The 23,406-nt window shown below is 71.9% G+C and carries 19 protein-coding genes and 1 pseudogene; 5 read left to right on the forward strand and 15 right to left on the reverse strand.

Translation table 11 applies throughout. The features are described 5' to 3' along the window. Positions 1–197: 197 nt before the first annotated feature. From solA to J2S41_RS24045, 3 genes are all read right to left on the reverse strand, one after another. Positions 198–1,364: an N-methyl-L-tryptophan oxidase gene (gene solA / locus J2S41_RS24035; protein WP_310370719.1), complete on the reverse strand. Its 1,167-nt coding sequence runs from the start codon at positions 1,362–1,364 to the stop codon at positions 198–200. 161 nt (positions 1,365–1,525) lie between these two features. After that, on the reverse strand, positions 1,526–3,124 hold the full coding sequence (locus J2S41_RS24040) for an MDR family MFS transporter (RefSeq protein ID WP_310370721.1): 1,599 nt from the start codon (positions 3,122–3,124) through the stop codon (positions 1,526–1,528). Further along, a complete protein-coding gene (locus J2S41_RS24045; RefSeq protein WP_310370723.1) occupies positions 3,121–3,564 on the reverse strand; it encodes a MarR family winged helix-turn-helix transcriptional regulator in 444 nt (147 codons plus the stop codon). Before J2S41_RS24045 ends, J2S41_RS24040 begins: the two co-directional genes overlap by 4 nt. A gap of 107 nt (positions 3,565–3,671) precedes the next feature. Between J2S41_RS24045 and J2S41_RS24050 the strand changes: the two genes are divergently transcribed. Continuing rightward, a complete protein-coding gene (locus J2S41_RS24050; RefSeq protein ID WP_310370725.1) occupies positions 3,672–4,310 on the forward strand; it encodes a TetR/AcrR family transcriptional regulator in 639 nt (212 codons plus the stop codon). Between the two features lie 105 nt (positions 4,311–4,415). Further along, complete coding sequence (locus J2S41_RS24055; RefSeq protein WP_310376489.1) at positions 4,416–5,450, forward strand: TetR/AcrR family transcriptional regulator; 1,035 nt, start codon at positions 4,416–4,418, stop codon at positions 5,448–5,450. A gap of 292 nt (positions 5,451–5,742) precedes the next feature. On the opposite strand, the gene J2S41_RS24060 is transcribed toward J2S41_RS24055, so the two are convergent. The 4 genes from J2S41_RS24060 to J2S41_RS24075 all read right to left on the reverse strand — a co-directional run bounded on the left by J2S41_RS24060 (position 5,743) and on the right by J2S41_RS24075 (position 9,781). Further along, the gene (locus tag J2S41_RS24060; protein ID WP_310370727.1) at positions 5,743–6,087 is read right to left on the reverse strand and encodes an STAS domain-containing protein; all 345 of its coding nucleotides are present in this window, start codon (positions 6,085–6,087) and stop codon (positions 5,743–5,745) included. A 99-nt stretch (positions 6,088–6,186) separates the two neighbouring features. Beyond that, positions 6,187–6,636: a deaminase gene (locus tag J2S41_RS24065; RefSeq protein ID WP_310370729.1), complete on the reverse strand. Its 450-nt coding sequence runs from the start codon at positions 6,634–6,636 to the stop codon at positions 6,187–6,189. Then, entirely contained in the window at positions 6,633–7,331 is a 699-nt protein-coding gene (locus J2S41_RS24070) for a RibD family protein (RefSeq protein ID WP_310370730.1), read from the reverse strand. The genes J2S41_RS24065 and J2S41_RS24070 overlap by 4 nt, the downstream gene beginning before the upstream one ends. Positions 7,332–7,432: 101 nt before the next feature. Then, entirely contained in the window at positions 7,433–9,781 is a 2,349-nt protein-coding gene (locus J2S41_RS24075) for a putative bifunctional diguanylate cyclase/phosphodiesterase (RefSeq protein WP_310370732.1), read from the reverse strand. Between the two features lie 342 nt (positions 9,782–10,123). Here J2S41_RS24075 and J2S41_RS24080 point away from each other — a divergent pair, with 342 nt between their 5' ends. Further along, a complete protein-coding gene (locus tag J2S41_RS24080) occupies positions 10,124–10,711 on the forward strand; it encodes a TMEM165/GDT1 family protein (protein WP_310370734.1) in 588 nt (195 codons plus the stop codon). 16 nt (positions 10,712–10,727) lie between these two features. Here the strand turns inward: J2S41_RS24080 and J2S41_RS24085 are convergent, their stop codons facing one another. The 4 genes and pseudogenes from J2S41_RS24085 to J2S41_RS24100 all read right to left on the reverse strand — a co-directional run. Beyond that, complete coding sequence (locus J2S41_RS24085; RefSeq protein ID WP_310370736.1) at positions 10,728–11,792, reverse strand: glycosyltransferase; 1,065 nt, start codon at positions 11,790–11,792, stop codon at positions 10,728–10,730. Positions 11,793–11,802: 10 nt separating this feature from the next. Further along, entirely contained in the window at positions 11,803–12,972 is a 1,170-nt protein-coding gene (gsmA, locus tag J2S41_RS24090) for a sporangiospore maturation cell wall hydrolase GsmA (protein WP_310370738.1), read from the reverse strand. Between the two features lie 87 nt (positions 12,973–13,059). Further along, positions 13,060–14,685, reverse strand: coding sequence for a CocE/NonD family hydrolase (locus tag J2S41_RS24095; RefSeq protein ID WP_310370740.1), 1,626 nt, complete (start codon positions 14,683–14,685; stop codon positions 13,060–13,062). Between the two features lie 65 nt (positions 14,686–14,750). Next, a pseudogene (locus tag J2S41_RS24100) lies at positions 14,751–15,278 on the reverse strand (DedA family protein); the annotation flags it as partial. 180 nt (positions 15,279–15,458) lie between these two features. Here J2S41_RS24100 and typA point away from each other — a divergent pair. Then, complete coding sequence (typA, locus tag J2S41_RS24105) at positions 15,459–17,324, forward strand: translational GTPase TypA (protein ID WP_310370742.1); 1,866 nt, start codon at positions 15,459–15,461, stop codon at positions 17,322–17,324. A gap of 393 nt (positions 17,325–17,717) precedes the next feature. Here typA and J2S41_RS24110 read toward each other — a convergent pair whose 3' ends face one another. After that, on the reverse strand, positions 17,718–18,752 hold the full coding sequence (locus tag J2S41_RS24110; RefSeq protein WP_310370744.1) for a TerC family protein: 1,035 nt from the start codon (positions 18,750–18,752) through the stop codon (positions 17,718–17,720). Between the two features lie 305 nt (positions 18,753–19,057). Between J2S41_RS24110 and J2S41_RS24115 the strand changes: the two genes are divergently transcribed. Then, positions 19,058–19,351 carry an antibiotic biosynthesis monooxygenase family protein gene (locus J2S41_RS24115; protein ID WP_310370746.1) on the forward strand — a complete coding sequence of 98 codons (294 nt, stop codon included), beginning with the start codon at positions 19,058–19,060 and terminating at the stop codon, positions 19,349–19,351. 69 nt (positions 19,352–19,420) lie between these two features. Here J2S41_RS24115 and J2S41_RS24120 read toward each other — a convergent pair whose 3' ends face one another. From J2S41_RS24120 to uvrB, 3 genes are all read right to left on the reverse strand, one after another. Next, positions 19,421–19,573 (reverse strand): DUF397 domain-containing protein, encoded by a 153-nt coding sequence (locus J2S41_RS24120; protein ID WP_374728155.1) that lies wholly within the window; start codon positions 19,571–19,573, stop codon positions 19,421–19,423. A gap of 35 nt (positions 19,574–19,608) precedes the next feature. Next, positions 19,609–20,523, reverse strand: coding sequence for a helix-turn-helix domain-containing protein (locus J2S41_RS24125; protein ID WP_310370750.1), 915 nt, complete (start codon positions 20,521–20,523; stop codon positions 19,609–19,611). Positions 20,524–21,022: 499 nt separating this feature from the next. After that, a complete protein-coding gene (gene uvrB / locus J2S41_RS24130; RefSeq protein ID WP_310370752.1) occupies positions 21,023–23,158 on the reverse strand; it encodes an excinuclease ABC subunit UvrB in 2,136 nt (711 codons plus the stop codon). Positions 23,159–23,406 lie beyond the last annotated feature (248 nt).

Below are 23,406 nucleotides of genomic sequence, written 5' to 3' on the forward strand. Positions count from 1 at the left end.
TGGTGACGCTCGATCCGCGACCAGGCCTGAGGATCCCGCTCAGCCGCGATTTGCGGTGCACGGCTGCACTCAACACCGACCTCCAATTAGCAGATGCGGACAACGGCTACCTCCCGGTGGTGACCGGGCCGCATCAGCTGTGGCGGTCTAGGTGGCCTGGGTTGCAGTTCGACAGGAATCGCGCGTCTCTTAGGCGATTACGTCGGTACTGCACCCGAACCGTGGGCGAGTCGGGGGCGCCGGGCGTCGAACAGCGCGATCGGATGGGCGGTCGTGCCCGTGATGGCCAGGTCGGCCAGGATCTCGCCGACCACCGGGACGAACTTGAAGCCGTGCCCGGAGAAGCCGCACGCGACCGTGACGGTGGGGTGCTCCGGGTGCGCCGCGATGACGAAGTGCTCATCCGGCGTGTTCGTGTACATGCAGGTCTTGGCGCGCAGGAACCGCCCGGCCCCGCCCGGCAGCAGCCGGCCGAACCGCGCGGCCATCGCGGCGACCTCCGCCGGATGCACCTCGCGGTCGATCGTCTCCGGCGTGCAGCTCGCGCCGCCGCGGAAGAACGCGACCTTGACGCCGCCCTCCGGGCCGTCCAGCGCGGGGAAGCCGTAGATCTGCGAACCGTCCGCGTCCTCCCAGACGTAGATCGGGTGCCGGTCCGGCGTGAAATTCGCGATCGACGCGCCGGGCGCGAACCAGAACTGCACCTGCCGCTCCACCTCCAGCGGCACGCCCAGGCCGGCCAGCACCCGCGGCGCCCACGCGCCCGGCGCCACCACCAGGTGACCCGCGTCGTACCGGCCGGTGGCGGTGGTCACCCGCACGCCGGCCGCGGTCGCCTCCCAGGCCAGCGCGGGCTCGCCGAAGCGCAGCTCCGCGCCGGCCCGCGCGGCCAGGTTCAGGTGCCCGCGGACGGTCGGCTCCGGGCGGACGAACCCGGCCTCGGCCTCGTAGAGCGCCACGTCGTCCGGCCCGGGGTGCAGCGTCGGGAAGCGCCGGTGCAGTTCGGCCGCGTCCAGCATCTCGTGCCGCAGGCCCCACCGCTGCGCGCTGCGCCGTGATCCGGCGACCGTGCGGCTGCCGGGCGGGCCGATCATCACGCCGCCGCACCGCGTGATCACGTCCGCGCCGGAGTCCACGGCCAGCCGGTCCCACAATTCATAGGAGCGGAGCAGCAGCGGTACGTACGCCGGATCCTCGAAGTACGCCTGCCGGATGATGCGCGAGCCGCCGTGGCTGGAGCCCTGGTCGTGCGCGGGCCCGAACCGCTCCAGGCCGAGCACCCGCCGGCCGCGCGCGGCCAGGTGATACGCGGCGGCGCTGCCCATTCCGCCCAGTCCCAGCACGATCACGTCATAGGCCGGCATCCGCGTCCCCTCTGGCGAGCCCCAGGATCGCGCGGTACAGCCGGAACGTCAACAGGCCCCGCGACCTGCGTGGTCGCGGGGCCGTCGCCCCAGGGCGTGTCTGGTGGATCTTCGCCGGCCTGCGGCGTGGCCTCGGCTCGACGAGATCCACCAGATCCGCCCTAGCGGGCGGCCTTCGCCACCGGGCCGCCCTCGGTGACCTGCGAACCCTCCGCGACCTCCAGCTTCTCGCCCAGGTCGAGGCTGGAGCGGAGCATGGTCGGCTTGAGGAGGATCGCGGCCAGGATGCCGATCACGCCGATCGCGGCGGAGATCAGGAAGATGTGGCCGGTCGCGTCGCCGTACGCGGCGCGGACGATCTCCTGCACCGGCGCCGGCAGCGCGGCCAGGTTCAGCGCGCTGGTGCCGGAGTCGCCGCCGGCCGGGATGCCGGCCGCGGTCAGGTCGCGGGTGATCGAGTCGCCGACCCGGCGGGCCAGCACCGCGCCGAGCACCGACACGCCGATCGTGCCGCCGAGCGAGCGGAAGAACGTGACCGTGGCGCTGGCCGCGCCGATGTCCTTGAGCGGCACGTCGTTCTGCACGGCCAGGATCAGGTTCTGCATGGAGAGGCCGACGCCGGCGCCGACCAGCAGCATCGCGCCGCCGACCAGGTAGAGCGACGTCTGGTGATCGATGGTGGAGAGCGCCAGGAAGCCGAGGACCAGCACGACCGTACCCGTGATGATGTAGGGCTTGACCCTGCCGCTCTTGGTGATCATTCGGCCCGCCACGATCGAGGAGATCAGCACGCCGGCCATCATCGGGATGGTGAGCAGACCGGCCTCGGTCGGGCTGTAGCCGCGGCCGATCTGGAAGTACTGGCCCAGGAAGACCGCGCCGCCGAACATCGCCATGCCGACCGCGAGACTGGCCAGGATGCTGAGCGCGGGCGTGCGCTGCCGCACGATGTCCAGCGGCACGATCGGCTCCTTGGCCCGCGACTCCACCAGCACCGCCAGTGCCAGCAGCAGCAGGCCGCCACCGACCATCACACCGGTCTGCCAGGAGACCCAGGCGAACGAGCCGTCGACGAACGAGATCCAGATCAGGATGACGCTGACGCCGGCCGCGATCAGGAACGCGCCCAGGTAGTCGATCCTCACGTCGTCCCGCCGGGCCACCGGCAGGCGCAGCGTGATCTGCAGCAGCACCAGCGACACCAGCGCGAACGGGATGCCGGCGAAGAAGCACCAGCGCCAGCCGAGCCAGTCGGTGTCTACGATCACGCCGCCGATCAGCGGGCCGGCCACCGTGGCCAGCGCCATCACGCCGCCGAGGTAGCCGTTGTACCGGCCGCGCTCGCGCGGCGGGATCATCGCGGCGATCGCCACCTGGACCAGGGCCTGGAGGCCGCCGACGCCGATGCCCATGAACGCGCGGGCCGCGATCAGCTGCGGCGTGTCCTGCGCGAAGCCGCTGACGATCGAGCCGAGCACGAAGATGACGATGGAGATCTGGATCAGCGTCTTCTTGCTGATCAGATCCGACAGCTTGCCCCAGATCGGAGTGGTGGCGGTCGAGGTCAGCAGCGTGGCGGTGACGACCCAGGTGTACTGGGTCTGCGATCCGTTGAGCGAGCCGATGATCTGGGGCAGCGCGTTCGAGACGATGGTGGCGCTGAGCATCGCCACGAAGAGCGCCAGCAGGAGGCCGCTGAGCGCCTCCAGGATCTGGCGGTGACTCATCGTCTCCGGTGCGGGTACGGTCTGGGCGCTCATCGCGCATCCTCCTTGGACAGGTACGTGGTCATGTCCCGCGAGAAGCGGGCGAGCATCGCGGCGAAGTCGGCGATCTCCATGGGGGTCCAGCCCGCCAGCGCGGCGGCGGCGACGGTGCCGAACCAGTCGTGCGTCTCGGCCAGCACCTCGCGCCCGGCCGGCGTCACGCTGAGCACGCTGGCGCGGCGGTCCCCGGGGTCGGGCGTGCGCGCCACGTATCCCAGCGAGACCAGGTGCGCCACCGCGCGACTGACCGTGGACGGGTCCAGGTAGGTGTGCGCCGCGAGCTCCTTCAGGTGGCACCCCTGCCCGGCCATCCGGTCCAGTTCCGCCAGCAGACCGATCAGACCCGGCGGTACGCCGTCGGCGGGTCTTGCCTGCTTGGCCAGGCGCAGCACCCGCTGCTGCTCCTGAAGCAGGCGGATCAGTTCGGTCTCCATCGCGGATGCCCCTCATGTGGTTGGCACATGCAAGCATCCTCCAAATTTGCCCACTGCGCAAGATTGCTCATTGGGAACCGGGTCACACAGGGCTTACCCTCGTGACCATGGATTCGCAGCCACCCGGGCTCCGGGAGCGCAAGAAGGCCGCCACCCGCCTCGCGCTGCACGAGGCGGCCCTGCGGCTCGTGCTCCGTGACGGGCTGGCCAACGTGACGGTCGAGGCGATCGCGGACGCGGCCGACGTCTCCCGCCGCACGTTCTCGAACTACTTCTCCGGCAAGGAGGAGGCGCTGCTCTACGGCGACCAGACCCGCATGCGCGCATTCCTGGACACCATGCGGGCCCGGCCCGCGGACGAGACGCCGTGGACCGCGCTGCGCGAGACGCTGGTCGCGCTGCGCGACACGTTCGGTTCCCGCGGCCCCGGCGTCACCGGCCAACTGCGGCTGCTGCGCCAGCAGCCCGACCTGATCAGCCGGCAGGCCGCCATCTACGCCGAGGTGGAGCAGGAACTGGCCGCGGAGTTCACCGCGCGCGGCGCCGCACCCGGCCTCCAGGCCCGCATCCTGGCCGCCACCAGCATGGCCGCGATCCGCGTCGCCACCACCCGCTGGATCGAGGACAACGGCACCACCCCCCTCCCCGACCTCGTCGACACCGCCCTCCTCCTCATCCGCCCCGCCTTCCCCACCCCGCCCACCGTTCCTCCCCGCGCCGATCTAGGGCGGATTCCGGCGGTTTGATCTCCGATCACGTGAATCCGCCCTAGATCGGCGACGGGGGGGCGGGGGTGCGCGGGGGGGCGGGGGGTGGCGGGGGACGGGATAGGATCGGCCGTTGTGGGGCGCATGACCCGGGCGGAGATGCAGGAGCACAACCGCCGCAAGGTGATCGCGGCCGCGCGTGCCGAGTTCCTGGCCCGCGGGTTCCGGGACGCGAAGATCGACGACATCGCGGAGCGGGCGGAGCTGACCCGCGGCGCGGTCTACTCCAACTTCCCCAGCAAGCGCGCGCTGTACCTCACGGTGCTCGCCCAGGACCTGTCGGTCCCCTCCCCCGCCATCACGGACGCGCCGCGTACCGCCGCCGACGCGCTCGCCGCGTTCGCCCGCGCCTGGACCGCCCGCCTCCCGCTGATCGCCGACACGCCCCGCCTGGACGCCGAACTGCTGCCGGAGATCGTCGTCGCCCGCTCGCTGCACCAACCGTTCGCCCAGCTCACCCAGCTGGCCGCGATCACGCTCGGCCTCACGCTGGAGGCGTTCCCGGACGCGCGCGACCGCATGGTGCGTACCGCGGAGGCCGCGCTCACCACGCTCTACGGCGCCACCCAGCTCAGCGCCGCCGCGCCGATCTTCACCGACCCGATCGCGGTCACCGCGGCCGTGGCCCACCTGGCCCGGCTCGACCTGGGCGACGGCTGGCCGCCGCCACACCTGCCGTTCACCGACGCGGCCGTACCCGCGGACGACCCCTGGACCCCACCGCCCGCCGTCGACGCGCTGCGCGACGCGCCCGCGCCGCTGACCGGCGACGGCGTGGTCGCGGTGCTCGGCCTGCACCGGCTCGCCGCCGTCGAGGAGGCGCTGCGCGCCACCAGCGGCCCGGTCACGCTGGTGCCGGTCACCGCGGACCCGGCCGAGCTGGGACCGCTCGTCCGCCTGTGCGTCGCCGACCTCGCCGGCTGCCTCCGCGCGACCGTGCCGATGTCCGGATTCCCCCGCCTCCACGTGGTCCACGACGAGACCGGCGCCCTGGCCGCGGCGGCCGGCATCGCATCCCCGGCCGACGGAACCGAGGCCGCGATCCGAGTCTCGGGCGGCCGGATCGTGGCGCGCGCCCACGGCTTCGGCGCCTGCCACGCCGCGGCGTCCCATTCCTGACCGCGGCACTCGGCCCGACCACCGCCATGTCCGCCGCGACCACTCCCCGACGGGTACTCCGCCGCCCTGGCTCACAACCTCGGCCAGCTTCCTAGGAGGCTACCCTTATATCGTGGCGGCCGCCGTAGCGGACATCAGTGCAAAGTCCCGGCTCGCCGAAACACCGCCGCGGATAGAAAAACGACGGCCCGAGGAAGCCCGCCGGCGGCCGGCAGACGTCCGCGGCAAACAGACGGTCACAAGCCACGGCCCCGCAGGCGTCCGCGGAAAGAAAACGACGGCCCGGAGGCCGTCAGGAGTCGGTGGTACGGACGTGCTGGTGCGGGATGCCCGCCGCCGCCAGCTGGCCGGCCAGGATCGGCGGCGGGTTGTCGTAGTAGATCGGGACCCGTTGGTCCGCCGCGATCTCGCCGGCCGCGATCAGCGTGCCGAGGTTGATCGGGTCGACCGCGGCCACGTCCGCCAGGTCCAGGATGACCAGGGACGGCCGCTCGCGGCGGAACGCCTGGACCAGGATGCGGCGCAGCGGGCCGGCGTGCTCGGCACCGACCGTGCCGTGCGGGACGACGACGAGCGTGCCGTCGTCGCCTCTCTCGATGTCGACGAGACTGGGCTGCCTGTCGGAGGTCTGTGGCATGGGTCTGCCTTCCGCCACCACTCGTTCACCGGCACCTCAGCCTAACGCCTCCGCGCACATGCGCACGTCACACCCACTGACCGGCGGGTGAACATCGCGTCACCCGAGGTGGCCGGAGAGCACGTGGGCGTTTATCCGGCGCACCTCGTCGGCCAGGTCCTCCAGGTGCACCACCTGGACGCCGCAGGCGGTGAGCAGCGCGGCGCCGTCGCCCTCGACGAAGACCGGTGGCTCGCGGAGCGCGTAGACCACGCGCGGGATGCCGGCCTCCAGGATCAGCTCCGCGCAGGTACGCGGATGCGACGCCCGCCGGCTGCACGGCTCCAGCGAGCTGTAGATGGTGGCGTCCCGGAGGTTCACGCCGCGCAGCTTGCGCAGCGCGGTCTCCTCCGCGTGGTCCAGCGGGTCGGTCTCCCGGGAGTAGCCGGTGGCCAGCTCGCGCCCGTCCGCGCCGACCACGACCGCGCCCACCGCGAACGCGGTCTCCGAGACCGGGCAGAGCCGGGACAGCTCGACGGCCCGGCGCAGCCACAGCAGGTCAGGCGTCACACCGGCACCTCGAACCGGTCGGTGAGCAGATAGCGCAGCAGCACCACGTCGCCGATCTGGCGCACCTCGGCCACGGTCATCCGCCGGTCCGGTTCCCAGGGCAGTTCGCCACCGCCGGCGAAGCGCGGCGCGGCCGGGTCGCCGACCAGGAACGGCGCCACCACGAGCTGCAGCTCGTCGACCAGCCCGGCGGTGAGGAACTCCGCGTGCACGGCGGCGCCGCCCTCGACCATCAGCCGGTGGACCCCGCGCGCGGACAGGTCCGCGAGCACCCAGTCGAGCGCCACGTCCGCGCCCGCGTCGATCACGGTCGCCGCACCGGCCAGCGACGCGGAGAGCGCCGGGAACGCCGGCGACGCGGTGTAGACCAGCTTGTCCGACTCACCGACCGTGAAGAAGTGGGACGCCGGGTCCAGCGAGCCGGAGCGGGTGAGCGTCACCTTCACCGGGGACGCCGGCTGCCGGCGGGCGACCCGGTCGTCACGGCGGGTCCGGGAGCGGACCACCAGGCGCGGGTTGTCCCGGCGCACCGTGCTGGCGCCGACCAGGATCGCGTCGCAGGTGGAGCGGATCAGGTCGACGCGGTCGAGGTCGGCGTCGTTGGAGAGGATGAGGCGCTCGGCGGACGCGTCGTCGATGTAGCCGTCGACGGACATCGCGCAGCTGAGCAACGTGTAGGGACGCTGCGACCCCATGGCACAACCCCCCGGCGCCGGACGAACTCGACAGCGCAAGCGTAGTGGCCCGGACGGGCCGGAAATGCGCTAATGCCCACGTGACGCGCGTCAAATGCGGGTCAGTACGCCAGCGCCCGGTCCGCCGCGAGCAGCCGTTCCACCGCGTCCGCCGTGATCGGCCGGGAGAAGTGGTAGCCCTGCCCGAGCTGGCAGCCGAGGTTGTGCAGCAGCCGCGCCTGGTCCGCGGTCTCCACGCCCTCCACCACGGTGCCGAGCGCGAGACTGCGCGCCAGGTCGATGATCGCCCGGATCAGCGATACCTGTTGCGCGCCCTCCGGCCCCTCGACCGGCACGAACGCCTTGTCGATCTTGATGCTGTCGATCGGCAGGTGCTGGAGGTAGGCCAGCGAGGAGTAGCCGGTGCCGAAGTCGTCGACCGCGACCTTCACGCCGATCCGGCGCAGCGCGGTGAGGTGCGTGATCGCCTGCCCGCCGCCGTCCGCGACCAGCACGCTCTCGGTGATCTCCAGCGTGAGCGCGTGTGCGGGCAGCCCGGAGGCCTCCAGCGCCTCGCGGACCACCTGCTCGAAGTCGGGCTCGCGCAACTGCCGCACGGAGACGTTGACGGAGAGCCGCACGCCGTACCGGTGGTGCCAGGCGACCGCGTCCAGGCAGGCGCGGCGCAGCACCCAGGCGCCGAGCGGCACGATCAGCCCGCTGTCCTCCGCGACCGAGATGAACTGGTCCGGCGGGATCGGCGGGCCGTCGCTCGGCGTCCACCGGACCAGCGCCTCGACCGACACGGTCTGCTCGTCGCGCAGGTCCACCAGCGGCTGGTAGTGCACGGCGAAGTCGGCGCGGTCGATCGCGGCGCGCAGCCCGTCGACGGTACGGGTGCGGTGCAGCTGGTCCGCCCGCAGCCGCTCGTCGAAGCTGACCACGCGGTCCTTGCCGGCCGCCTTGGCCGCGTACAGCGCGAGGTCGACGTCGCGGAGCATCTCGGAGGTGCTGAGCCGGGAGTCGAGCGTGCGCAGGCCGACGCTGGCGGTGGTGTGCAGCCGGTGGTCGCCGACCTCGACCGGCAGCCGTACCGACCGGACCAGCTTCTCGCCGATGGTGACCGCGTCCAGGCCGCAGACGTCCTCCAGCAGCACCGCGAACTCGTCGCCGCCGAGCCGGGCGAGCGTGTCGCCGGCCCGCAGCCCGCCCTGGAGGCGCTCCGCGATCACCGCGATCAGCGCGTCGCCGGTCGGGTGCCCGAACCGGTCGTTGATGTCCTTGAACCCGTCCAGATCCAGCATGATCAGCGTGGCCGGCACCGGGCCGGTCAGCGCGGCCTCGACGCGCTGGCGCAGCAGCAGCCGGTTCGGCAGCCCGGTCAGCGGGTCGTGCAGCGCCTGGTGGCTGAGCTCGTCCTGGAGCGACTCCTGGCGGGCGAGCGCGCGTTCCAGCGCGGCGCCGCGGCGGTCGAGCGCGCGGGCGCGGGACTCCGCCAGGCTGGCGATCTGGGTCAGGCGCGTCACCAGCAGCACCAGCGTGACCACGGTGGCGGCCATCGGCACCACGACGTCCGGCGTGTCGGCCACGCCGGAGCGCACCGCGGTGAGCAGCGAGACCGTGGTGGCGGCCGGCACGATCAGCACCAGCGCCAGGTAGGTGGCGAACATCCAGCGCGGATGGGTACGCCGTTCGCCCGCGGGCCGCCGGGCCACGGCCATCGCCGGGTGCAGCGCGGCGGCGCCCACCAGCACGGCGCCGACCAGCCAGCACAGCGACGCGTTGAGCAGGCTGAGCCGGCCGTCGCCGCCGTCCACGACGTGGATGAAGAACGTGGTGTCGCCGGCCGCCAGCGCGAGCCCGGCCAGCACGACCAGCGCGCTCCACGCGGCCCGGCGGCTGCCGATCACCGCCAGGCGCACCGCGCCGCAGATGATCAGAAGATCCATCAGGGGGTACGCGAGCGCGAAGCTCGCGGCCGGCGTCAACTGCGTGTCCCGGGCGGTCAGCACCGGGTCGACCAGCACCGTCCAGTAGAGCACCGCGCCGGCGCAGGCGAAGATGCCGGTCTCCAGCGTGCCGGCCCGCCACGAGTCCCGGCCGGCCCGCTCCGGCAGCCCCAGCATGCCGAGGAAGAGCAGCGGGTACATGAGGACGTAGAACGTGTCGACCGGACCCGGGTAGGGGGACCGCAGGCCCGCCGCCTCCAGCACGATCCAGACCACGTTCGCGACCAGCGGCACGGTGAGCCCGGCGAGGATGCACCACCACGGCACCATCCGGCGCGGCCGGTACCGGCGGATGCCGACCGCGACCGCGCCGACCGCCGCGAGCTCCATGGCCAGGAAGGCGAACGGCCGGAGCACCGGCACCGCGACTCCGAGGGCGGTCACCGCCGCGCCGCCGAGCACGAACCACAGCCACAGCGACGGCCGCGTCCGCGACGGCGCGGCCCGCTCAGCGATCGTCACGCAGGCCTCCGGGTTGCCTCAAGCTGTCCTCGCCCGCCACCATCGGCCACCCGACGGGCGACATATGTGGTTTTCCGGAAAGCGGGGTGGGGCCCGTCACGCTTGGTCACCACGGGCGGAGACGGCTATAGTCGGCATCGCGAAGGGGAGTAGCTCCCAATGTCGTGGTCGACATACTGACGCCCCGCGGTCCGCCGCGAGCGTCCGGCCACGCGGCCCCGGCCCTCCGGCCGAGGCGGGCGAGACCTTCGACTCTGGCTGGTGCACGCCTGTGCGCAGGACACTCGGCCGGGTCGAGGTCGCCCGCGCCCTGATCCGGCTCCGATAGACCGGAAGGGCTCCATGGACGGCTTTGTAGTCGCGTTCCTCGTCAGCTTCGGCGTCATCTTCGTCGCCGAGCTGGGCGACAAGTCGCAGCTGATGGCGATGACCTTCGCGCTGCGTCACCGCGCGTGGCCGGTGCTGCTCGGCATCACGATCGCCACGTCGGTGGTGCATCTCGCCTCCGTCGGCATCGGCTACGGCCTCGGAGCCGCGCTCCCGACCGGCTGGATCGCGCTGGTCTCGGGCATCGCGTTCATCTTCTTCGGCGCCTGGACGCTGCGCGGCGACAGCCTGACCGACGACGAGAAGAAGAAGGCGGAGCGGTCGACCGGGTCCGCGGTGCTCGCGGTCGGCATCGCGTTCTTCGTGGCCGAGCTGGGCGACAAGACCATGCTCGCCACGATCACGCTGGCCACCCAGTACGGCTGGTTCGGCACCTGGGTCGGCTCCACGCTCGGCATGGTGGCCGCGGACGCGCTGGCGATCGTGGTCGGCCGGCTGCTCGGCCGGCACCTGCCGGAGAAGGCCATCAAGATCGGCGCGGCCGTGCTGTTCGCGCTGTTCGGCGTGTGGATGATCGCCGAGGCGATCGCCGAGCTGACCTAAGCCTGGGCGCCGCGCTCTACAGGTGCGTGCTGTAGAACGCGGCCAGGTCGTCGCGCAGGCCGTCGGCCGCGTACCGGTCCCGGATGTGGTGGTACGCCAGGCGCCCCATCGCCCGTACCCCCGCGGGGTCCTGATCGTAGGTCTGCAACGCCTGCTCGGCGCGCTTGGCGAAGGCCAGCACGTCGTCCTCCGGCACCGGCACGCTGAACATCTCGTCGAAGAACTCGCGCCCGGCCAGCCCGGTGAACCCGACCACGTAGGCGCCGCTGGCCATCGCCTCCGCCGGCGGCAGGCCGAAGCCCTCGCGCTCGCTGAAGCTGAGGAAGATCGGGCACCCGCGCAGCAGCTCCGCGACCCGCGCCTCCGGTACGCCGTCGATCGGCACCAGTTCCCAGCCGGTCAGCGCGCCGCGCGCCCGCAGCAGGTGCAGCACCTGTTCCGCGTCGGCCCGGCGGCGGCGCGGCAGGTACGCGATCCGCCGCGCCGGCAGCTCGTCGCGGTCGCCCGGGAAGAACAGCTCCGTGTCCACCACCACGCGCGCCCGCCCCACCGGCAGGTCCGGGAACGCGTACCGCAGGAACCGCTCGTTGTCCTCGGAGACGGCCAGCAGCGCCAGCACGTTCGCCACGCCGGCCAGCGGCGCGCCGGCCGGCGTGGACTCGAACGGCACCTGCTCGAACGTCCGGTACGCGTTCTGGTTGAAGATCACCTTGCGCAGCGCGGCCGGCAGGCGGCCGAGCGCCGGCCCGTACCACTCCGCGACCACCAGCAGGTCCGCGGGCGTGAGCACGGCGTCGGCCGCGGACGTGACGCGGGTGGCGTTCGGGAACCAGTCGCACCGGAAGCCGCGCTCGTGGTGTAGCACGGACGCGGTGATGCCGGACGCGTTCAGCAGGTCCACGTGCCGGTAGATCTGCCGCAACCCGCCGCTCGGCCGCGGGTTGTCCGGCGTCAGGTAGTAGACGACCGGCGGCCGGTCGCCCCCGGCCGGCGCGGTGCGCAGCGACGGCGGCTGCCGCACCTTGAGATCGGACGCGCGCTGCACCGCATGCGCCATCCGGCGCGCCGCGCCCATCACCATGCGCCACCCCTCACCTCAGGTCGAACCGGGTGAGATCGTAGCGGCGCATGATGTTGATCAGATTGTCCGCGTACGTCGGCGAGGTGGCGTAGCCGGCCTTGTGGATGGCGCGGGCGAACCGCTCCGGCGCGTAGTCCCACTGGAACGCGGGCGCGTACCGCGGGTTCACGGTGAGGAAGCGGCCGTGGTCGACCATCGAGCCGGAGGCGTTGCGGTACGCCCGGAACGACGCCCGCGTCCGGTAGCAGCCCTTGCTGTTGCACTCGCTGGTCTCGTACGTCCGGCAGCCGACCGCGATCCCGCCGGGCGTGCCGAAGCACTTGATGCCGAAGTAGTTGTGGTCGCGCCGGGTCAGCCCGCTGCCGCCCCACCCCGACTCCAGGATGGCCTGCGCGATCGTCACGGACGCCGGCACCTTGTACTGCCGCATGCCCTCGCGGGCCGGCTCGGCGACGCGCGCGATGAACGCCTCCGGCGTGCCCGCCGGCACGGTCGGGGGCGCCTGCCCGCACCAGGGCAGCGTCGGCGAGGACGGCCAGGCCACGTTCGCGTCCGCCACGTACCCGCCCTCGGCCAGCCGGTTCCACGCCGCGCTGCGCCGCTGCGTGCCGGCCACCGACTCGCCCCAGTCCTGGCAGACCACGTGCAGCGTCTCGCCGTTCTTGATCTTTCGGAGCTCCCGGCCGCCGGTGTTGGAGACGGACCGGACGTTCAGCCCGGACGTGCCGCCGGGGCGGGCCACCGGCACGGTCGCCGCGGTCGGCCCGCACCAGGCGACGTGCGGCCGTTCCGGGCGCCACCGCACGTACGCCTCCGTGACGTAGCCGCCGCCAGTCAGCCGCAGCCAGTACGGGCTGCTCCGCACGCTGCCCGCGATCTGCTGGCCGAAGACCTGGCAGCTGACCGTGATCGCGGCGCCGTCCGCCACCGTGCCGATCTTCTTGTGCGCGCTCGACCCGCCGGAGCGGATGTTGAGCGGCGTGTCCGGGCTGTCCACCGTGGCGCCCGCCGGCGCGCCGAGCGCCTCGACCGGCGCGCCGCCGAGCGCGGCCAGCGTGCCGACCATGGCCAGCGCCATCGGGCCGAACCGGCGTATGCCGGCCGCGTCCCGAACCCGGACCGTCCTCCGATGCCGCCCGCCACCCTTTCGCAGGTGGCGAGCCGCGGAACCGCTGCGCATGCCGGTTCCCCCTTCCCGACATAGACGAAGTGCGCCACCGAGCGTAAGTGCCTTTTCGGGTGATAGAGGGAAATTACGGAAATCGGCTCATAACTCGACGGGCAGGTACACGGCGGAACGCCGTACCCCGTCGTGGAAGATCTCGCGCGCGGCGGACCGCAGCGTGACCGCAGCGCCCAGCGGGTCACCGGTGCCGGGATTGCGCGCCCAGCGCGGATGCGCACCGCCGCTGACCTGCACCCGCAGCCGGTGCCCGACCCGGAACACGTGCCCGATCGGCCACAGCGGCACGGTCACCCGGTGCACGCCGTCCGCGTCCGCCGGGAACCGATCCGGCGTCACCCGCACCAGCCCGTCGCACACGTTCCGGGACACGCCCGCCCGGTCCACGTCGCAGACCCGGACGAACACATCGTGGTACGGACGGGAACTGCGCTCCCAGATCTCCGCGCGCACCGGCCCGATCGCGGTCAGGTCGCGCTCCAGCGGCGCGCTCGTGTAGGTGAGCACGTCCGCCCGCGCCTCCAGCGGCGCGTTGTCCACCGGCCCGGACCGGTGCGCCACCAGCACCGGCCCACCCAGCGACGGCGTCGGGTCCCGCGGGTCGTAGGTGAACGCGTCCGGCGGGCTGGCCGGCGCGGGCGCGGTGCCCAGCCCGCGGTCCGGCCGCAGGTACCAGGCGGTGGGCCGGTGCGGCGGCGGCCAGGCGTCGCGCCGCTCGGGCCGGCCGGTCAACGTCACGCCGACCGTGCCGCCGTCCCGCCCGCCCGCCCCGGTCAGGTGCTCCAGCAGGAACGACACGCCGGTCCGGATCGTGGCCGTGAACAGCGCGACGCTGCCGTGCGTCCACGGCCCGACGAGCAGGCTCGGCCGGTGCCCCGCCTCGCGCAGCACCGCGAAGTCGTCCAGCTGGGCCGGGAGGAAGATGTCGTGCCAGCCGGCCACCATCAGCACCGGCGCGTCCACCTCGGCCAGCCGCCGGTCGAAGACCCGGTCCCGCCAGTACTCGGCGCCGGCCGCGTGCTCGGCCAGCCACTCCTGGAAGAACGGCACGGTGCCGCCGGTCGCCACCCGGTCCGCCTCGGCCAGCGGCAGGTGCGCGAACCCCGCGGTCAGCCGCGGCTGGCCGCGCCGCAGCTCCACCAGGCGGGGCAGCCACGGCGCGGTCTGCGCGGACAGCAGTTCAGTCCAGGTCAGCACCGTGTCCAGGGAGAACGCCTCGCCCGCGTAGGTCAGGTCGCGCATCGCCGACGTGGTCACGGCCGCCACCACGGCCGCCAGGTCCGGTGCCGCGTCCGGCGCGATCGCCCAGTGCGCGGCGCCCTGATAGCTCACGCCGAACATGCCGAGCCGGCCGTCGTACCACCGCTGGCGGCGCAGCCAGGCGAGCGTCTCCAGGCCGTCGTCACGCTCGTGCACCAGCGGCTCGAACCGCCCGCCCGACCCGAACGTGCCCCGGCAGGACTGCACCACCGCGTGCACGCCGCGCTCGGCCAGCAGCCGGCCGATCAGCGCCACGCCGGTGCTCCGGCCGTAGGGCGTGCGGATCAGCACGGCCGGGCCGTCGTGGCCGGGCGAGTAGTGATCGGTCCGCAGGATGACGCCGTCGCGGGCCCGCACCGACAGGTCCCGGTCGATCCGGACCCGGCGGTGGACCGCCTCCGGCAGACCCAGCGCGGCACCCAGCGCCGCCGTCACGACCGACCCGATCACCCCAGAACCTCCTCCACGTCTTCGTCGCATCGACGATTACCCACGTCGCCGGACCGCTCACGTCGCCGCCGCAGCGCGCGCCCGGCCGGCGTCAGCGCCACCGCGATCACGGCCAGCACCAGCAGCGCGCCGGTCGCGCCGCCGAGCACCGCGGACATCCGCCGGTACGACTCGCCCGCCAGGTAGCCGGCCAGCACCGACGCGCCGACCCAGCCGGCCACGCCGGCCAGGTTCCACGGCAGGAACCGCCGGTACGGCAGCCCGCCGGCGCCGGCCAGCCGTGGCGCGAGCGTGCGCACGAACGCCACCCAGCGCGCCACCAGCATGGCCCGGCCGCCGTACCGCGCCATCAGCGCGTCCGCGCGCTCCCACCGCGCCGCGCCGACGCGCCGGCCCGGTCCGGTGGCGCGCAGCCGCGGGCCGTACCGCCGCCCGGCCCGGAACGCCAGCGAGTCCCCCACCGCGGCCGCCGTGATCATCGACACCAGCGCGACGCCGAGGTGCAGCCGGCCCTGCGCCGCCAGAAACCCGACAAGCAGCAGCGTCGCCTCCGCGGGCAGCAGCAGGCCGATCAGCGAGGCGGTCTCGACCATCACCAGACCCGCCGCGGCCAGGTAGACGAGCGTGGCCGGCAGCCCTGCCAGCGGCTCTACCAGGCCGTCCACGACACTCCCGAGGTCATCCGGACAGCATCGCAGTGCACAGCCGTCACACCGGAACCGGGATCGACCCCCGATTAGGCGGTTTGATCCCAGGTTGGGGACACTAAGAACATGCAGACCCGCTCCGACCTCCGTAACGTCGCGATCATCGCTCACGTCGACCACGGTAAGACCACGCTGGTCGACGCCATGCTCACGCAGGGTGGCGCATTCTCCGCCCGAGCCGAGGCCGCCGACCGGGTCATGGACTCCATGGACCTGGAGCGCGAAAAGGGCATCACGATCCTGGCGAAGAACACCGCCGTGCGGTACGTGCCCCCCACCGGCGACCCCGTCACCATCAACATCATCGACACCCCCGGTCACGCCGACTTCGGCGGTGAGGTCGAGCGCGGCCTGACCATGGTCGACGGCGTCATCCTGCTCGTCGACGCGTCCGAGGGCCCGCTCCCGCAGACCCGCTTCGTGCTCCGCAAGGCGCTCGCGGCCCGCATGCCGATCATCCTCGTGATCAACAAGGTGGACCGCCCGGACGCCCGGATCAAGGAGGTCGTGGACGACACCTACGAGCTCTTCCTCGACCTGGACGCGGACGAGGAGCAGATCGACTTCCCGATCGTGTACGCCTGCGCCCGCGACGGCATCGCCTCGCTGACCCAGCCGGCCGACGGTCAGGTCCCGGCCGACAGCGACTCGCTGCTGCCGCTGTTCACCACGCTGCTGAACACGATCCCGGCCCCGTCCTACACCGAGGGCTCGCCGCTGCAGGCGCACGTGACGAACCTGGACGCCTCGCCGTTCCTCGGCCGGCTCGCGCTCTGCCGCGTGCACGAGGGCACGATCGCCAAGGGCCAGACCGTCACCTGGTGCAAGACCGACGGCACCATGTCGAAGGTGCGCATCTCCGAGCTGCTGATGACCGAGGGCCTGGAGCGCAAGCCGGCCACCTCGGCCGGCCCGGGCGACATCATCGCGGTCGCCGGCATCCCGGACATCATGATCGGTGAGACGCTGGCCGACGCGGAGAACCCGGTCGCGCTGCCACTGATCACGGTCGACGAGCCGGCCATCTCGATGACCATCGGCACCAACACCTCGCCGCTGGTCGGCAAGGTCAAGGGCGCCAAGGTCACCGCCCGCATGGTCAAGGACCGGCTGGACGCCGAGCTGATCGGTAACGTGTCGCTGCGCGTGCTGCCGACCGAGCGGCCGGACGCGTGGGAGGTCCAGGGCCGTGGCGAGCTGGCGCTGGCCATCCTGGTCGAGCAGATGCGCCGCGAGTCGTACGAGCTGACCGTCGGCAAGCCGCAGGTGGTCACGAAGGAGATCGACGGCAAGATCTGCGAGCCGGTCGAGCGCCTCACCATCGACGCGCCGGACGAGTACCTGGGCGCGATCACGCAGCTGCTCGCCACCCGCAAGGGCCGGATGGAGCAGATGGTCAACCACGGCACCGGCTGGATCCGGATGGAGTGGCTCGTTCCCGCGCGCGGTCTGATCGGCTTCCGGACCGAGTTCCTCACCGACACCCGCGGCACCGGCATCCTGCACCACGTCTTCGAGAAGTACGAGCCCTGGTTCGGCGAGCTGCGTACCCGCAACAACGGCTCGCTGGTGGCCGACCGCTCCGGCCCGGTCACCGCGTTCGCGATGACCAACCTGCAGGAGCGCGGCAGCCTCTTCGTCGAGCCCGGCACCGAGGTCTACGAGGGCATGATCGTCGGTGAGAACTCGCGCTCCGACGACATGGACGTGAACATCACCAAGGAGAAGAAGCTCACCAACATGCGCTCCTCCACCGCGGACGAGACCGAGAAGCTCATCCCCCCGCGCAAGCTCTCCCTCGAGCAGGCCCTCGAGTTCTGCCGCGAGGACGAGTGCGTCGAGGTCACCCCCGCCGCGGTCCGCATCCGCAAGGTGATCCTCAACCAGCAGGAACGCGCCCGCGCAACCGCCCGCCGCAAGCACGCCAACTGACACCCGGCCACGATCCAGGCGCCCCCGCCCCTCGCCCCGGCGACCCGGCCGGCGCCTGGATCACCGGCCGGTCCACCGGCAGCACCCGCAACGCGGCGAACCCGGAAGCCGCACGCCGCCCCGGCGCCTGAACGGTCCGGCGCCTGCTCCGGTCACCACGGCCGTCATCCTCGGCGACCGGCCACCGGTGGAACCAGACGTTCCGCGGCGCGCTAGCCATCATCGGCGCGGCCGGTGATACGGAAAACGCGCCCCGCCGTCGTCGGCGGGGCGCTCGCTGGGGTCGGGGGTGGGTGACCGGCCACCCGACTGGCAGGGAGGCCGGCCACGGCCGACCGGTGCCCGCGGGAGCATGCGGGAACCGGCCGGGCCGGAAGCGGGAAGAGCCGGCTCTTAAGCCTTGAGGACGGGCTCGTCGTCGGAGGACTCGGCCGCCTGGCGGCGGGCCTCCCTGCGGTCGTCGGCGGCGGTCTTGATCAGGCTGGCGACCGTGGCGATGATCAGCGTGCCGAGGATGACGGTCAGCGAGAGCCAGATCGGGATGGTCGGTGCCCACTCGATGTGCTGGCCGCCGTTGATGAACGGCAGGTTGTTCTCGTGCAGGGCCTCGAGGATCAGCTTGACGCCGATGAACGCGAGGATGACCGCCAGGCCCTTGGACAGGTAGACCAGGCGCTCGATCAGGTTGCCGAGCAGGAAGTAGAGCTGGACCAGGCCCATCAGCGCGAACACGTTCGCCGTGAAGACCAGGTAGGGCTCCTGCGTGATGCCGAAGATCGCGGGGATCGAGTCCAGCGCGAAGATCAGGTCGGTGGTGCCGATCGCGATCATGACGATCAGCATCGGCGTGAACATGCGGCGGCCGGCGTGCACGGTGGTCAGCCGGGCGCCGTCGAAGCCGGGCGAGATCGGCAGCGCGCGGCGGGACCAGCGGATCAGCACGTTCTCCTTGAAGTCCTCGGCCTCGTCCTCGAGCCCTTCCCGCGCGAAGTTGATCGCGGTGTAGATGAGGAACGCGCCGAAGATGTAGAAGACCCAGGAGAACTGCGTGATCAGCGCGGCGCCGGCGGCGATGAACGCACCGCGCATGACCAGCGCCAGGATGATGCCGACCAGCAGGACCGTCTGCTGGTACTGCCGGGGCACCGCGAAGCGGCCCATGATGACCACGAAGACGAACAGGTTGTCGGCCGACAGGCTGTACTCGGTGAGCCAGCCGGTGTAGAACTGCCCGGCGTACGACGGGCCGGCGAGGACCCAGACGCCGACGCCGAAGAGCAGCGCGAGACCGACGTAGACGCTGACCCAGATCCCGGACTCGCGCGGGCTGGGTTCGTGTGGGCGGCGCCCGATGACGACGAGGTCGATGATCAGGACGACCGCCATCGCGGCGAGCGTGATGGCCCAGACCCATGCGGGAACGTTCAACTGAATCCTCCGGCAGACACAGCACTTCGCCGCAGCGGTTAACTCTTCGCAAAGAGATACCCACTGACGGCGATGTACACGCGTATGTGACTGTCCGGAGGTCTCTTCCGCCACGATCCGGATGGGGATCGTGACCGACGGCGCCGGGCGTCCACCCGTCTCCGGGTTTCGTCCGTGCTGACGACACCGCCGTAAGGGGAATACTCCCCTCCTTCGGGCGCAATTGTGCCTCATTCCGGCCGCGAACCGGAACCGGGGCCGGACGTGCCGCGCGCCACGGTTCCGGTCGTGCGAGACTGCCGGGCATGGTTCTTGAGGTGGCATTGATCGACGTACAGCCTGGTCGCGAGGACGAACTCGCCGCGGCGTACGCGAAGGGACATCAGATTCTCGCGGGTACGCCGGGATGCCGCTCCGTCCGGATGACGCGCGGCATCGAGACCCCGGACCGGTTCGTGCTGCTGGTCGAGTGGGACTCGGTCGAGGCGCACGAGGAGAACTTCCGGGCCACCGAGCGCTTCACGCAGTGGCGCGCGCTGATCGGGCCGTTCTTCGCCGGCCCGCCGCGGGTGGAGCACTTCACCGACGTGCCCGCCTGAGGCGCGTTCCGGCGATCGGGCGGAGAGGGCCGGCCCCCCTGCCAGGAGACCGGCCCTCCGCTCCGCTGGTCAGCCCTTGACCCGCCGCACGAACGCCCGCCAGGCCGGCTCCGCGAACCGGAGCCGGGGCCCGGGGTCCTTGGAGTCCCGGACCGCGATCGCGCCCGGATCGGCCGCGACCTCGACGCAGTTGCCGTTCGCGTGACTACGGCTGCTCTTCACCCAGCCGGTTCGACGTAATCCCATCGCCCTCCGTCTCAGACAACACCGTTCACCCCGCGCTGAGCGGGGATCGCCCGCACCTGCTCCGGCCGGGCGTCGGCGGCCCGGGCCAGGTAGGCGCGCGTCTCCTCCTCCGGCAGCGCCGCCGCCCGCAACCAGTCCGCGACCAGCAGGTAGCGCGCCACCTCCTCCTCGTCGGTCAGGTGCACGTCCTCGCTCATGGTCTCCAGCACGACCGTGCGCGGGTCGGCCGGATCGGGGAACGAGTAGACCGAGAACGCGGTGTGCGGCACGTACGAGTCCTGGAGCGGGATGCGGAACGGCAGCACACGGATCACCACGTTCGGCAGGTCGGCCATGGCCAGCAGGTGCCGCAACTGGCCGCGCATCACCTCGGGCGGCGCGACCTGCCGGTGGAACGCGGACTCGTCGATGACCGCCTCGTAGCGCGGCGGGCTCTCCCGGCGCAGCACCACGTGCCGGGCGGCGCGGGCACGGCTGTCCGCGTCCATGTCCAGGCCCGGGTAGAGCGCGCGGCCGGAGCGGACCCGGACCCGGCCGTACTCCGGGGTCTGCAGCAGGCCGGGGACCACGTACTGGTGGAACTCGAAAATGTCAGCGGCGCCGGTTTCCAACTCCGCATATCGTCGCTGGCGGGGACCCATGTCACCGAGCGCCTTCCACCAGCCGCGCGCCGCGGCCGCGTCACGGGCGATCACGATGAGTTTGTCCCTGTCGTGGCCCTCTACGCCGTAGATGTCCAGCAGGTCCATGATGTCGGCCAGGTCGGGCCGGCTCTGCCCCAGCTCGATCCGGGACAGCTTCGAGGTCGAGGCCCATCCGAGCCGGTCACAGACCTGCTCCAGGGTGAGGGCCGCCGTGCGCCGCAGCTGTCGTAGCTCGGTGCCCAGACGCAACCGACGGACCGTAGGACTTTTGGGGGGTGGCATTGGTTCTCCCGGCGCCGACGTCGTGGCGACAAGGAGATTACAGGCAGCAACGTTGCGGTAGCCATCCGCGATTGGGCACGGTGATTCGCATGTTTAACGTCGCGCACATCCCGGCCCGGCACTTCCCGAGCACGCGCGGGGGCGTGACCGGCGACGCCCACCCCGCGCCCGACCTGCGCCGTTAGGCATCGACGGCGGCCACGGCCGGGCTCCGGCGGCACGTCACGGAGCGACTTGTCGACCATGCTCGGCGGGCACGGAAAGTTGTTGATCCACAGAGTGCGCGGGAAACGGCGAATCGGCGTTAATGACCGTAAACCTAACCGCTGTCACCCTGGCGGGTGACCTGCGGAAACGAAGTGTCCATCAAGGATTTTGCATTGTCCGGTGCGGCTGCAGACCCTCCTGCACGTGCAGGAACAAAAACGTCTAAAACGGTACGGCGTCCGTGCCGCTGCGTGACGGCCTCCGCCGATGATCCGTCACGCAGCGTCCGGGCTCACTTCACGCCCGCGGCGTCCATGCCGCGAAGCTCCTTCTTCAGCTCGTTGATCTCGTCGCGAATCCGGGCGGCGAGCTCGAACTGCAGCTCGCGCGCGGCGCCGAGCATCTGCTCGTTCAGGTTCTGGATCAGCTCGGCCAGCTCGGCCCGGGCCATGCCCGCGCGGGCCGGCGTGCTCGCGCCCTTGCCGCCCTTCGACCGGGTCTCCGGCACCGGCGCCTTGCCGCGCGACATCTGCCGCCCGGCGCCGCCGACGATGTGGCCGCCGGGGCCGTGCCCGCCGAGCGCGGACTCGGTGTCCTCCGCCTCCCGGTAGATGTCGTCCAGAATGTCGTGGATCTTCTTCCGCAGCGGCTGGGGCGAGAGCCCGTGCTCGGTGTTGTACGCCACCTGCTTGGCCCGGCGCCGGTCGGTCTCGTCGATCGCCTGCCGCATCGACGGGGTGACCTTGTCCGCGTACATGTGGACCTGGCCGGAGACGTTACGCGCGGCGCGGCCGATGGTCTGGATCAGCGAGGTGCCGCTGCGCAGGAAGCCCTCCTTGTCCGCGTCCAGGATCGCGACCAGCGACACCTCCGGCAGGTCCAGGCCCTCGCGCAGCAGGTTGATGCCGACCAGCACGTCGTAGTCGCCCTTGCGCAGCTCGCGCAGCAGCTCCACCCGGCGCAGCGTGTCCACCTCGGAGTGCAGGTAGCGCACCCGGATGCCGTGCTCCAGCAGGTAGTCCGTCAGGTCCTCGGCCATCTTCTTGGTCAGCGTGGTGACCAGGACCCGCTCGTCCCGCTCGGTGCGCAGCTTGATCTCGTGCATCAGGTCGTCGATCTGGCCCTTGGTCGGCTTGATCACGACCTCCGGGTCGACCAGGCCGGTCGGGCGGATCACCTGCTCGACGAACTCGCCGCCGGTCTGGTCCAGCTCCCAGGTGCCGGGCGTGGCGGAGAGGAAGACCATCTGGCCGACCCGCTCCAGGAACTCGTCGAAGCGCAGCGGCCGGTTGTCCGCCGCGGACGGCAGCCGGAAGCCGTGGTCGATCAGCATGCGCTTGCGCGACGCGTCGCCCTCGAACATGCCGCCGATCTGCGGGATGGTCTGGTGCGACTCGTCGATCACGGTGAGGAAGTCGTCCGGGAAGTAGTCGAGCAGGCAGTGCGGCGGGCTGCCGGGCAACCGGCCGTCGATGTGCATCGAGTAGTTCTCGATGCCGTTGCAGAAGCCGACCTGCTTCATCATCTCCAGGTCGTACGTGGTGCGCATGCGCAGCCGCTGCGCCTCCAGCAGCTTGTTCTGCCGCTCCAGCTCGTCCAGCCGCTCGGCCAGCTCGACCTCGATGTCGCCGATCGCCCGCTCCATCCGCTGCTGACCGGTCGCGTAGTGGCTGGCCGGGAAGATCAGCGCGGACGGGACCTCGCGGACCACGTCGCCGGTGAGCGGGTGCAGGTAGGAGATCTTCTCCACCTCGTCGCCGAACAGCTCGATGCGCAGCGCCAGTTCCTCGTACGCCGGGATGATCTCGAGCGTGTCGCCGCGGACCCGGAACGTGCCGCGCTGGAACGCCAGGTCGTTCCGCGTGTACTGAATCTCGACGAGCCGGCGCAGCAGCTTGTCCCGGTCGATCTCCTCGCCGACCGACACCTTCGCGGCACGCTCGAGGTATTCCTGCGGGGTGCCCAGGCCGTAGATCGCGGAGACGGTCGCGACCACGATCACGTCGCGCCGGGTCAGCAGCGACATGGTGGCGGAGTGCCGCAGCCGCTCCACCTCCTCGTTGACCGAGGAGTCCTTCTCGATATACGTATCCGTCTGAGGGATATACGCCTCGGGCTGGTAGTAGTCGTAGTAGGACACGAAGTACTCGACCGCGTTGTTCGGCAGCAGCTCGCGGAACTCCTTGGCGAGCTGGGCGCAGAGCGTCTTGTTGTGCGCGAGCACCAGCGTCGGCCGCTGCACGCGCTCGACCAGCCACGCCGTGGTGGCGCTCTTGCCGGTGCCGGTCGCGCCGAGCAGCACGCTGTGGCGCTCGCCGTCGCGGACCCGGCGCTCCAGCGCGTCGATCGCCGCCGGCTGGTCGCCGGAGGGCTTGAAGTCGCTGATGACCTGGAACCGGCCGTCCAGCCGGGGAATGTCGAGCGCCATGTCCCCCACGGTACGCCCGGGGTCCGACAACTTTTCCCGTCACGCCATGTGCATGATCCCCTTCGATATCACGATTGTGTGGCGCGGCGCCCGGCCGTACCGTTGACGGGTAGGCCGCTCGCGGCGGCCGTCCGGCCCCGACGCGGCCCCCACACCGGCCGCTCGACCGGCGCACGGCGGGCAGCAGCCCCGGGCTCATCACCCGGCGAGCGCGCCCCGTGCGGTGGCGCCAATGGCGCAGACCGGCC

Source organism: Catenuloplanes atrovinosus, assembly GCF_031458235.1.
GTDB lineage: Bacteria > Actinomycetota > Actinomycetes > Mycobacteriales > Micromonosporaceae > Catenuloplanes > Catenuloplanes atrovinosus.